Annotated in this window: 8 protein-coding genes and 1 other RNA gene; 2 read left to right on the top strand and 7 right to left on the bottom strand. The window is 72.6% G+C overall.

Features of this window, described 5'->3' with window-relative positions:
- From COGEMETH_RS23220 to COGEMETH_RS23200, 5 genes are all read right to left on the bottom strand, one after another.
- The coding region (locus tag COGEMETH_RS23220) for a MotA/TolQ/ExbB proton channel family protein (protein WP_238185048.1) at positions 1 to 706 on the bottom strand (706 nt) is incomplete at its 3' end.
- 155 nt (positions 707 to 861) lie between these two features.
- The gene (locus COGEMETH_RS23215; protein ID WP_238185047.1) at positions 862 to 1,680 is read right to left on the bottom strand and encodes a TIGR00282 family metallophosphoesterase; all 819 of its coding nucleotides are present in this window, start codon (positions 1,678 to 1,680) and stop codon (positions 862 to 864) included.
- Entirely contained in the window at positions 1,680 to 2,279 is a 600-nt protein-coding gene (locus COGEMETH_RS23210) for a 5-formyltetrahydrofolate cyclo-ligase (RefSeq protein ID WP_238185046.1), read from the bottom strand. Before COGEMETH_RS23210 ends, COGEMETH_RS23215 begins: the two co-directional genes overlap by 1 nt.
- A non-coding RNA gene (gene ssrS / locus COGEMETH_RS23205) (6S RNA) lies at positions 2,269 to 2,425 on the bottom strand. The genes COGEMETH_RS23210 and ssrS overlap by 11 nt, the downstream gene beginning before the upstream one ends.
- A gap of 179 nt (positions 2,426 to 2,604) precedes the next feature.
- Positions 2,605 to 4,140, bottom strand: coding sequence for a glucosamine inositolphosphorylceramide transferase family protein (locus COGEMETH_RS23200; RefSeq protein ID WP_238185045.1), 1,536 nt, complete (start codon positions 4,138 to 4,140; stop codon positions 2,605 to 2,607).
- Between the two features lie 261 nt (positions 4,141 to 4,401).
- Here COGEMETH_RS23200 and COGEMETH_RS23195 point away from each other — a divergent pair, with 261 nt between their 5' ends.
- Positions 4,402 to 6,525, top strand: a complete 2,124-nt coding sequence (locus tag COGEMETH_RS23195; protein WP_238185044.1) for a GumC family protein — start codon at positions 4,402 to 4,404, stop codon at positions 6,523 to 6,525.
- Between the two features lie 4 nt (positions 6,526 to 6,529).
- Positions 6,530 to 7,855 (top strand): VpsF family polysaccharide biosynthesis protein, encoded by a 1,326-nt coding sequence (locus tag COGEMETH_RS23190; RefSeq protein ID WP_238185043.1) that lies wholly within the window; start codon positions 6,530 to 6,532, stop codon positions 7,853 to 7,855.
- Here COGEMETH_RS23190 and COGEMETH_RS23185 read toward each other — a convergent pair.
- Both COGEMETH_RS23185 and COGEMETH_RS23180 read right to left on the bottom strand, forming a co-directional pair.
- Positions 7,809 to 9,071, bottom strand: a complete 1,263-nt coding sequence (locus COGEMETH_RS23185; protein ID WP_238185042.1) for a glycoside hydrolase family 5 protein — start codon at positions 9,069 to 9,071, stop codon at positions 7,809 to 7,811. The genes COGEMETH_RS23190 and COGEMETH_RS23185 overlap by 47 nt on opposite strands.
- Positions 9,068 to 10,297, bottom strand: a complete 1,230-nt coding sequence (locus COGEMETH_RS23180) for a DUF1972 domain-containing protein (protein ID WP_238185041.1) — start codon at positions 10,295 to 10,297, stop codon at positions 9,068 to 9,070. Before COGEMETH_RS23180 ends, COGEMETH_RS23185 begins: the two co-directional genes overlap by 4 nt.
- Positions 10,298 to 10,357 lie beyond the last annotated feature (60 nt).

Below are 10,357 nucleotides of genomic sequence, written 5' to 3'. Positions count from 1 at the left end.
CCGCCTCGCCCGAGAGCAGCCAGTCCTCGAGCTGGTTGTGGAAGCGGGCATGGGCCTGCGCCGCCTGGAGTTCGAGGAAGCCGATGACCAGCGAACTCGCCAGCCCGAACAGGGAGGCCGAGAAGGCCAGCCCGATGCCGCTCAGCGGCACCGCGAGGCCGTTCTTCAACTCGTCGAACATCACCGAGGCGTCGCCCCCGCCGCGCATGGAGCGGATCACCGAGCCCACCGCCGAGAGGGTGTCGATCAGGCCCCAGAAGGTGCCGAGCAGGCCGAGCAGGATCAGGATGCCGGCGATGTAGCGCAGGGTGTCGCGGCCCTCGTCGAGGCGCGCGGCGGTGGTGTCGAGGAAGGGGCGGACCTGGGACAGCGTCGTCCCGTCGCGGCGTGCCCGGATCGCCGGCACCAGGGGCGCCAGCAGGTCCGGCTTGCCCTTGGGCGTCTCGTCGGCGGCCACCGCGTTGACGTAGGCCGCCTCGCGGAACAGCCGGATCACCTGCCCGAAGGCGATCAGCACCGCGATCAGCAGAACGCCGAGGATCAGGCCGTTGAGGCCGGGGTTGGCGAGGAAGGCCGGCGTGATCTGCTTGAACAGGACGAAGGCGAGGAAGCCGACCAGGATCAGGAAGACCAGCATCCGGATCAGGTAGATGCCGGGCCGGGCAAGCGGCCTCGCTGATTCTGGGGACGCGGGTCGGGCGGCCATCGGTCGCGACTCTTGTTGTCGGTGCTGACGGCCCGCGAACCTCTCTCATGGTCGGTGAAGAGAAACGACAGGCCGTGACGCTTGCGGCCGGCACTGTGGCGGCAGCGTTGTTCGCGATCAAGTCGCGTGGATTGCTGCCTGGGCCGGGAAGAGCGCTAATCCCAGAAGCGCGGCCAGGTTTCCTCCAGGTGCGGCCCGAGGCGCACGGCCGCGACCCGCACAGCCAGCCCCTCCGCATCCGTCTCCACGGCGACGCCGCACAGGGTGGCCTCGCCCGGCGCCACCTCCCAGCGGGAGCCCGGCGTCTTCTGGAGCATGCGGCGCAGGGGTTCGTCCTTCTGCATGCCGATCACCGAATCGTAGTCGCCGCACATTCCCGAGTCGGAGAGGTAGGCCGTGCCGCCGGGCAGGATGCGGTGGTCGGCGGTGGGCGTGTGGGTGTGGGTGCCGACGACGAGGCTCGCCCGCCCGTCGAGGAAGTGGGCGAAGGCCTGCTTCTCGCTCGTCGCCTCGGCGTGGAAATCCACGATCACCGCGTCGGCCGCATCGCCCAAGGGGCAGGCGGCGAGTTCGCGCTCGGCCGCGGCGAAGGGGTCGTCCATCGGGTCGAGGAAGACGCGGCCCATGACGTTGAGCACCAGCACGCGGGCGCCCTTGTGGGTCTCGACGATGGCCGCCCCCCGGCCCGGCGTGCCGGGCGGGTAGTTGGCCGGGCGCACCAGCCGGGGCTGGCGCGCGATGAAGACCATGGCCTCGCGCTGGTCGAAGCTGTGGTTGCCCAGCGTCACGGCGTCGGCACCCGCCTGGAGGATCTCGTCGCAGATGCTTTCGGTGATGCCGAAGCCGCCGGCCGCGTTCTCGCCGTTGACGACGACGCAATCGAGCCGCCAGCGCTCGCGCAGGGCGGGAAGCCGGTCGCACACGACCTTGCGGCCGGGACGCCCGACGACGTCGCCGAGGAAGAGAAGACGCATCAGGCCTGACGCTTTCGCAGGGGAACGGGTCCGGCCTCGGTGACGAGGTGGTCCAGCGGCCGGTCGTGGGGCTCGGCCGGCACCGTCTCGATCTCCTGGCAGGCAAAGGCCATGCCGATGGTCAGAACCGGGCCGTTGCGGGACAGGCGCGTGATCGCCCCGTCGTAGTAGCCGGCCCCGTAGCCGATCCGCTGGCCGCTGCGGTCGAAGGCGGAAAGCGGCACGATCAGCGCGGTCGGATCGAGGGGGGGCAGGTCGGCGCGGGGCTCGCTCAAGCCGAACTTGCCCGGCACCAGGGCCTCGCCGGCGCGCCACTCGCGGAAGACGAGGCCGTCCGGCGTGACGTGCGGCAGCGCCACCCGCTGCCCGCGAGCGAACAGCCGCTCGATGAGGGGGCGCGGGTCGGCCTCGCTGCGGATCGGCCAGAAGGCGCCGACGATCGCGGCCTCCGAGAGGCCGGGAACGGCGATCACGCCCTCGGCGATGTGGAGCGAGCCGGCCCGCCGGGCCTCGGAATCCAGTGCGTCGCGGCGGGCCAGGGCCGCCTTGCGAAGGGCGGCCTTCAGTACGGTCGTCGGAGAAGCGGGGTGCGGAGCCACGTGAGCCGTTGGAGGATCGATCCCGGGAAACCTACAGTGTAGGTGGGCGCCGTGTTGACCAAGTCCAGGGACAAGGCCAGGGACAGCTCCCGGGGGAGTCGATAAGGCCCCGGGGAAAGTGCTCCTGACGAACTCGGCAGCCCCGCATCCCTCATGTAGCGAGGCGGGGGCCCGCGCGCCAGTGGCGCATGACGCGGTTTCTCGGCTCGGCCTCATTCGCCGGCGCGCGCATCCGCGGACAGCGGCTTTCGCTTCGCTCGACGTTGTCCGGGCCGTTCGTCCCGGACAACCCATGCCGCGGGGCGCTCGTCGCGCCCAGGACCCCTCACTGGGATGATCGGCCCAGCATCGCCCCAAGGCGCAGGGAGCGGGCGGAGCCGTCGATGCATTCGAGGTTCGCCGAGCGGTTGAGGGTGTGGATGCGGGAGCCCGTCCAGAGCGGCCCGGTGCCGATCTCCGTCTCCACGGTCTGCCGGTAGCCGTCGTCGTCCAGGCGGTCGATGCGGGCGAGCGCCAGGGCCCGGCCGTAGCCCTCGGTGCAGTTCTGGATCGGCCGGATCAGCTTGCCCCCGCGCGCCACCACGCGCCCGGCCGGCCGGGCCGAGTCGATGTCGACCAGGACCGGGTTGTGGGCGTGCGGCGTCCAGGGCCCGCGGAAATCGGGGGCCGACCAGAGGTGGAGCGCGTCGGAGAACGAGCCTGCCCCCAGCGGCGCCCCGGCGCCGGAACCGCGCACGGTGGCGAACATCCACCAGCGGCCCGCGTGCTCCATCAGGGTCGCGTCGCTGGCGACCACGTCCGACACCAGCGTCGCCTCCTTGACCCAGCCGCCGGGGAAGGCGGTGGCGCGGTAGAGGTCGATCGTCCCGGCCCCGCAGGTCTCCGGCACCATCCAGACTTCACCGTCTCGGGCGAAGACGAAGGGATAGGAGAGGTGGTGGGCCTCCTCCAGCACCGGCTCCGGCGTGCCGACGGGGCCGTCCGGCCCGAAGCGCACCGCCGAGAGGATGCCCTTGCCGATGGCGTGGATGTACTCCTCGAAGAACACGTAGGTCTCGCCTGCGTGGTCGATGGGGAACGGGTCGGCGTAGAAGCGCCGGCCGTCGTCGGGCAGCACGCGCCAGCCGCCGGCCGGGTGGGCGCGCAGGTCGATCAGGTCCGGCCCGTCCAGTCGCCGCCAGCCCACGCGCCAGTGGGGAGCGTGGTAGCAGAGGTGGTAGAGGCGCTGGACCACGCGGCGGGCGAGCATGCGCGCGCCGCGCACGCCCAGGCGGCTTGCCGGCAGGCTCACCGGGCCGATGCCGGGGCCGGAAACGATGTTCAGGCCGGCCTGGTCGCGGCCTGAGAGCGTGGCGGCGATCAGCGTCACCGCGCGCATCAAGGCGTCCTCGAAGGAGACGCGGATCGTGCCGCGCATCTCGGTTCCGGCCCGGCCGGAGGCGCGCAGCACCGCGCCCTCGTGCAGGCCGATCACGGGGGCGCGACCGGCCAGGAGACTGGCCACGAGCCCGGCCTCGCCGGCCACGCCGTCGTAGGCGAGCCGCCAGATCCGGGTGGAGCCGGCAGGCTCCACGTCGCCGCACAGGTCGAGGATCAGGTCGGGCGCGGCACTTCCGGCCGCCGGCCAGGGGCCGAGCGCCGACAGGGCGAGGGGCTCGGAGGGGCCGGCAGCCGGCAGGCGCTGGATCAGGGTCTCCAGCCGGAACAGCAGTTCGACCGTCTCCGGCCAGGTGTCCGGGCCGGGGCGGGCGTCGATCTCGACCGTGCCGCCCGCGAGCTGCGGCAGGGCCGAGAGCGCCCGCAACAGGTCCGCATGCCAGCGGCGTGGCCTCCGGCCATCGAGACGAAGCCTCACGCGCATCGGCTTGAACCCACTCCGCAGGCCCCTGCGGGCCGGCGCAAGCTCTAGCGGATGCCGGGTAACCGCGAGGCTAATGCGGAGGATGATACAAATCGAACAGGGTTCGTTAACCGCGGCCGCAACAACCGCCGCGCCGGAAACGGTCCGGGAGCAGTTCCGAGCGATTCTGGCCGTCGAATACGTCCGGTGCCGAGTTCGACTCTTGCAACGGATGGCGGGCGAAATTCCGGTTGGCCCGGATCGACACAGCGGTGGCCGAACGTGGAACAGATCGACAGAAACCTCGCGGTCGCGGCCTGGATCGAGCCCTATGCCGCCGAGCGGCAGATGTCCGAGCGGCAAGGTCAGGCGCGGCCCGACACCACCGCCGAGCTCGGCGACCTGTGGCGCATCCTGCTCCGCCGCCGCCGGATCGTCCTGGCGACGGCCGCCGCCCTCGGCCTCGCGGCGCTGGCCTACGCCATCGTCACGCCCTCCCTGTACACGGCGACCGCCCAGATCCTGATCGATCCCCGCGACCGCCAGATCGTCTCGAACGACGTGAACCCCGGCGCGCTGCCGCCCGACGGCGGCATGGCCCAGGTCGAGAGCCAGGTGCGCGTCATCGAATCGGACGCAGTGCTCGCCCGCGCCGTCGAGGAGGCGGGACTGGAGCGGGACCCGGATTTCGGCGCCACGGCGAGCGGTGTCGTCGGGCGCACCCTGAGCAGCCTCCGCCAGGCCGTGCTCGGCGCGGACGGGGGCAAGGCGCCGGATTCCCGCGGCAAGGCCCTGGACGCCCTGCGCCGCAAGCTCGCGGTCAAGCGCGCCGACAAGGTCTTCGTCATCGACGTGGTCGTCACCACCACCGACCCGGACAAGTCGGCCCGCATCGTCAACGCCATCGCCAAGGCCTACCTCGCGGACCAGTCGGATGCCCGCTCCGGCGCGGCCGAGCGGGCCTCGGGCGAGCTGCGCGCCCGCCTCGACGACCTGCGCAACGCCGTCGGAAAGGCCGACCAGCAGCTCGAGGACTACAAGGCGAAGAACGGCCTGATCACGTCGAGCGGCCGGCTTGTGAGCGAGCAGCAGCTCACCGACAGCAACGCCCGCGTGGTCTCGGCCCGCGGCCGCACCGCCGAGGCGCGCGCCCGCCTCCAGAGCGTCAAGGACGCCCGCGGCCGGCCGGTGGCGCCGGGCACGACGCCGGAGGCGGTCCAGTCGACGGCGGTCGAGCGCCTGCGCGGGCAATACGCGGAGCTGGCCGCCAAGGAGGCGGACCTGCGCACCAACCTCGGCGAGCGCCACCCCTACATCGCGGCCACCCGCGCGCAGATGCAGGACGTGAAGCGCCTGATCGACCTCGAACTCGGCCGGATCGCCCAGGCCGCCGAGACGGAGTACGAGCGGGCGCTGGCCAACGAGCGGACGCTGACGGCCGACCTCGAACGCCTGCAGAAGCAATCCACCGTCACCGCGCAATCGAGCATCCGCCTGCGCGAGCTGGAGCGGGAGGTCGAGGCCAACAGGGGCGTCTACAACGCCTTCCTGGTGCGCGCCCGCGAGATCAAGGAGCAGGCGGGCCTCAACACCGCCAACGCCCGCATCATCACCGCGGCCCGGCCGCCCCAGGACAAGAGCTGGCCGCCGCGCATCCTCCTCGTCCTGGGGGCCCTGGCCAGCGGGCTGGGCCTCGGCGCCGGCATCGCCCTGGTCCGGGAATACGCCGAGCCCACGGTGCTGTCGCAGCGCCAGCTCGAGCGGCTCTCGAACGCCCCGGTCGTGGCGACCCTGCCGCGGCTGCGGCGGATGACGGACGGGGCGAGCGCCACCGCCGCGAGCTTCACCCTGGACCACCTGTTCGAAACCGAACGTGCCGGCCCCGGCCGCTCGCTCAGCATCCTCGTCACCTCCGGCGAGGCGGACGACGCCGACCGCAAGGGCGCGATCGAGCTTCTCGCCTCGGTGGCGGTGGCGCGCGGGGAGCGGGTCCTGATCGTCGACGCGGACATGCGCGCGGACGGCTCCGGCGCCGGCGGCCTGCTCGAGGTGCTGCGCGGCGAGCAGAGCCTCAACGCCGTCGCCCACCAGGACGTCGCCACCGGCGCTCGCCGCATCGGCCTGGGCGACACCCACAAGCCCTTCGGGGACGCCTTCCACCGCAGCAACGTCGAGCGCTTCCTCGCAGGCGTGAAGGGCCGGTTCGAACTGGTGATCCTCGACGGCGGCGTGCTCTCGGAGAACCTGCGCATCGGCCCCGTCGCCACCGCGGCCGACCGGCTGCTCCTGATCGTGCGCAACGGCGCCACCCGCCAGCGCGACCTGCTCAGCCTCGTCGGCACCTCGGAGGCGCTCGGCCGGCCGATCTCCGGCTCCCTGCTCCTCGACGCGAAGGCCGCGGGCTAGGCGCATGGCGAGCGGAGCCCTCCCGCACCGCGCATCGGCCCGTCCCCGCGCGGCGGCACGCGTCCGGCCGGGTCTCGCGGCGCGGGCCGAGACCCTGGCGCTCGTGGCCGTCGCCCTGGTCCTGATGGGCGTGTCGGGCGGCGTGCTCTGGGTGCTCGGGGTCAACTACGACGGAATCACGGGCTCGGCCGCCCACAAGGTCCACCCGGCGACCTACCTCGTGGTGCTGCTGTTCGGCTGGACCCTGCTGCGCGCGGGCAACCCGGTCTCGGCCCTGGTCGTCGCGGCGCAGCGGCGGCCCGCGAGCCTGTTCCTGGCTTTCTGCGGCGTCGCGCTCCTGGTCTTCATCGGCGCGCGCGGCGGCACGGGGCTCGCCGGCTCGATCGACACCTACGTGCTCACCGCGCTCGTCGCGATCCTGCTCGCCGGCCGGGACGCCTCGACCATGCGGCGCCTGGAGACGGCCTTCCACGCGGTCATGCTCGCCAACGCCGTGCTCGGCCTCGTCGAGTTCGGCAGCGGCCACCGCTTCTTCCCGTTCCGCTTCGACGGGTCCGCCTTCGAGACCGACACCCGCTCGGCCGCCCTCCAGGGCCATCCCCTGGCCAACGCGACGATGACCGCCTGCTACGTCCTGTCCCTGCTGGTGGGCGGCGGACGGCTGAGCCCGGCGCTGCGCGCCGGCATGGTCGCCCTGCAGCTCGTGGCGCTGATCACCTTCGGCGGACGCTCGGCGACGGTGGTGACGCTGGTCTTCGGCAGCGGCTACGCTTTTGCCGCCCTGAACCGCGTGCTGCGCCACGGGCGCATCCCGATGCTGGGGGCGGCGGTCGCGGTCTTCCTGCTGACGCTGGTGCCCATCGCCATCGGCGGCCTGGCCGTGGCCGGCTTCTTCGACGCCCTGCTGGAGCGCTTCGTCTCGGACGGCGGCAGCGCCAACGCCCGCGTCGAGATGCTGGCGATCTTCGAGGCGATCCCGTTCCGCGAGCTTCTGTTCGGGCCGGATCTGTCGCTGGTCGACACCCTGCGCCGGATGTACGGCCTGGAATGGGGCATCGAGAACCCGGTGGTGCGCAGCCTGCTCTACAACGGCATCCTGATGACGCTGCTGCTGGCCGCCGGCATCGCCCTGTTCCTGGCCGAGGTGTCGCGGAACTGCCGGCGGGGCGTGTGGCTGCCGATCCTGGCCTTCGTCGTCCTGATCAACACCTTCGAGAGCATCGGCGGCAAGACCACGCTGCTCGCCAAGTTCGCCCTCATGCTGATCGTGCTGTTCCCCAGGATCAGTTCGGACGCCCGGCCGGCGGGCGCAGGCCGAGGGCGGCGATGATCGCCGGGTCGATGCGGTGCTCGTCGTCCATCAGGCCGAGGCCGTCGAACAGGTTCCAGAAGGCCCAGGCGAAGCCCAGGGCCTCCGCGCCCTCGCGCACGTCGCGGACGTAGCGGGCCCGGTCGGCGGGTGCGGACGCGACGTAGCGGGCATCGCTCCGCAGCGCCCCGAACTCCCCCATCAGGATCTCGCCGGCCGGGATGCCGTAGAGGTCGGCCCAGGTCTTCACGTCGGCCAGATGCCGGTCGAGGAAGCGCCGGTCGGGGTCGGCGGCGAAGTATTCTCGGAGCTTGGCCTCCGTCAGGCGGAACGTCTCCGCCTTCTCCGCGGGCGGCGTGACGGTATCGGCCCGCATCCGCGCCCGCACCGCCGCGAGCGTCCCGTCGAGGGAGCCCTGTGCGGCCGGCCAGGGCACGCCGTTCAGCGCACGATAGAACGGCTCGCCCGTCATCCAGGTCGCGCCCTGGTGGGTGAACAGGTACGGCTCGTAGAAGTGGACGCTGAACAGCACCGGCGCCAGCCTGCGGATCGGCGCCGGGTCAAGGGCCGTGAGCCCGGAGGCCATGCCGCCGCAGGCCCCCGTGGCCACAAGCGTCAGGCCGGGGGCCGCCGCCCGCGCCGCGCCGAGCAGCACGCCCTGCACCCGGTCCCAATTGAGGGCGCCGCAGGCTTGCGGCGGCTCGTTGACCGGCTCCAGGGCGATCCGGCCGGGGGCATGCAGACCCGAGCGGCGGGCCAGCTCCGCGACGAGGTCGCGGTAGGCACCGAACAGGGGGGCGGCCGTCGACCCGTAGAAGGACTCGGGCGTGAAGTGGTGGGTGGCGGCGTTCGCCTGGAGATTGAGGACCACCGCGAGGCGCGCGGAGAGACAGAGGTCGATCGCCGAGAACAGCTGCCCGAGGAGTTGCGCCCGCCGCGCGCCGGTTGCGGCGACGAAGGGGCCCGGGTCGACGGGCAGCCGCACGAAGTCGAAGCCGGCCTCCGCCAGGCGCCGCAGGTCGTCGCCGGTCGGCACCGGCCGGTCGGACTGGAACGGTGGCCAGTCGTAGTCGGTCCGGGGCGCGGGAAACTCGCGGGTCAGGGAGAACCACGGCCACAGGCTGATGCCGCGGCGCAGCACCATCGGCGTAGGCGCGGCTCCGACGGCGCCCGAGCCTGCCAGGGACAGCGCGCCTGCGAGGACGAGGCGGCGGCTGGGGCCGTCGCCCGCCCTCACCAGCGCTTGCCGGAGGCGGCCGCGTCCGGCATCGGCGCGGACGCTTGGCTCATGCGGACCGACATGGCCTGGGCCGGGATCTGCCGGGGCGCGGCCAGCCGCACGGGCTTGTAGCCGCCGAGGGTGCGCGCCTCCTCCTCGTAGGCCGCCAGGATGTCGCCCCAGTGGAAATCCTGCGCGCGCCGGTGCGCCGCCGCGCGGGCGGCCGTCACGGATGCCGTGTCGGCCAGCACCGTCTCGATCGCCCGCTCGCAGGCATCGGCATCGCCGAAGTAGAACTGGCCCTCCCCGGCCGTGCCGCGGTTGAACGGGTTGTCGTGCGCGATCACGGCGCTGCCGGCCCAGAGGGATTCGACCAGGGACGGGTTGGTGCCGCCCACCGTGTGTCCGTGGAGATAGGCCCGCGCGTGGTGGCGCAGGGCCTGCACCGCGTCGGCATCGTAGATCGCGCCGGGAAACAGCACCTCGGGCCCGGCCGCCGCACGGACCGCCCGGTGGTAGGGAATCGCCTCGTCGAGGGTGCCGAGGACGACGAGCCGCATCCCCCGCGCCTTGCGCGAGAACGCCTCCACAAAGGTCAGGATGTTGTTGTCCGGCTCGATCCGGGCGATCGAGACCAGGAACCGGTCCGGCTCCAGGCCGAGCGCCCGGATCGGTGCCTCGGAGACGGACCGGATCGGATCGCCGCCATAGGGGATCGTGGCGATGGCGCTGCGGGGCCGGCGCGTGGCGAGATGGTCGGCGATGGCCGGGTGGTCGGCCACCAGCCGGTGGGAACTCCAGGCCGCGATCCACTCGCTCAGCCAGAAGAAGGCGCGCACCGACCGCGACCATTTCGGCCGCTTCCACTCGATGCCGTCCATGTTCGTGAGGATCTTGGAGCCCGCGAAGCGCAGGTACGGCAGGAAGGCCGCGCCGTTGTAGCCGAGCACGAGGCAGACGCCGTCGCGGTCGGCGGCGTCGCGGGTGCAGAACGCGTCGAAGGCCAGCGTCGCGGCCGGGCCCTTGAGGGCGACCTCCACGTCGATGAGGTCGATCCCCTGCCAGGTCCGGACCGAGACCCGTTCGCGCACGGTCTCGACCTCCCGCTGGCAGTAGACGCCGACGCGCCAGCCGCGCGCCACGAGGAAGAGCGCGAGCTTTTCCGCGAAGGTCTCGAAGCCACCGTGGGCCGCGGGAATCCCACGCGTCCCGAGGATCAGGATGGATGGCGCTGGGCCCGGCATCGACGTCTTCTCTCCCGGTAGACACACCGACACTACGCGCGGGAGGTTACTGGGCTGTCA

Origin of the sequence: Methylobacterium trifolii, from assembly GCF_022179685.1 — a bacterium.
GTDB lineage: Bacteria > Pseudomonadota > Alphaproteobacteria > Rhizobiales > Beijerinckiaceae > Methylobacterium > Methylobacterium trifolii.
Note: the sequence above shows the minus strand (reverse complement) of the source record. Positions and strands in the feature narration are given on the sequence as shown.

Bases quoted from the DNA above. Each gene is read 5' to 3' on its own strand.
- COGEMETH_RS23215 (WP_238185047.1), bottom strand. From the start codon at position 1,680: ATGCGTCTTCTCTTCCTCGGCGACGTCGTCGGGCGTCCCGGCCGCAAG.
- COGEMETH_RS23200 (WP_238185045.1), bottom strand. From the start codon at position 4,140: ATGCGCGTGAGGCTTCGTCTCGATGGCCGGAGGCCACGCCGCTGGCAT.
- COGEMETH_RS23190 (WP_238185043.1), top strand. From the start codon at position 6,530: ATGGCGAGCGGAGCCCTCCCGCACCGCGCATCGGCCCGTCCCCGCGCG.
- COGEMETH_RS23180 (WP_238185041.1), bottom strand. From the start codon at position 10,297: ATGCCGGGCCCAGCGCCATCCATCCTGATCCTCGGGACGCGTGGGATT.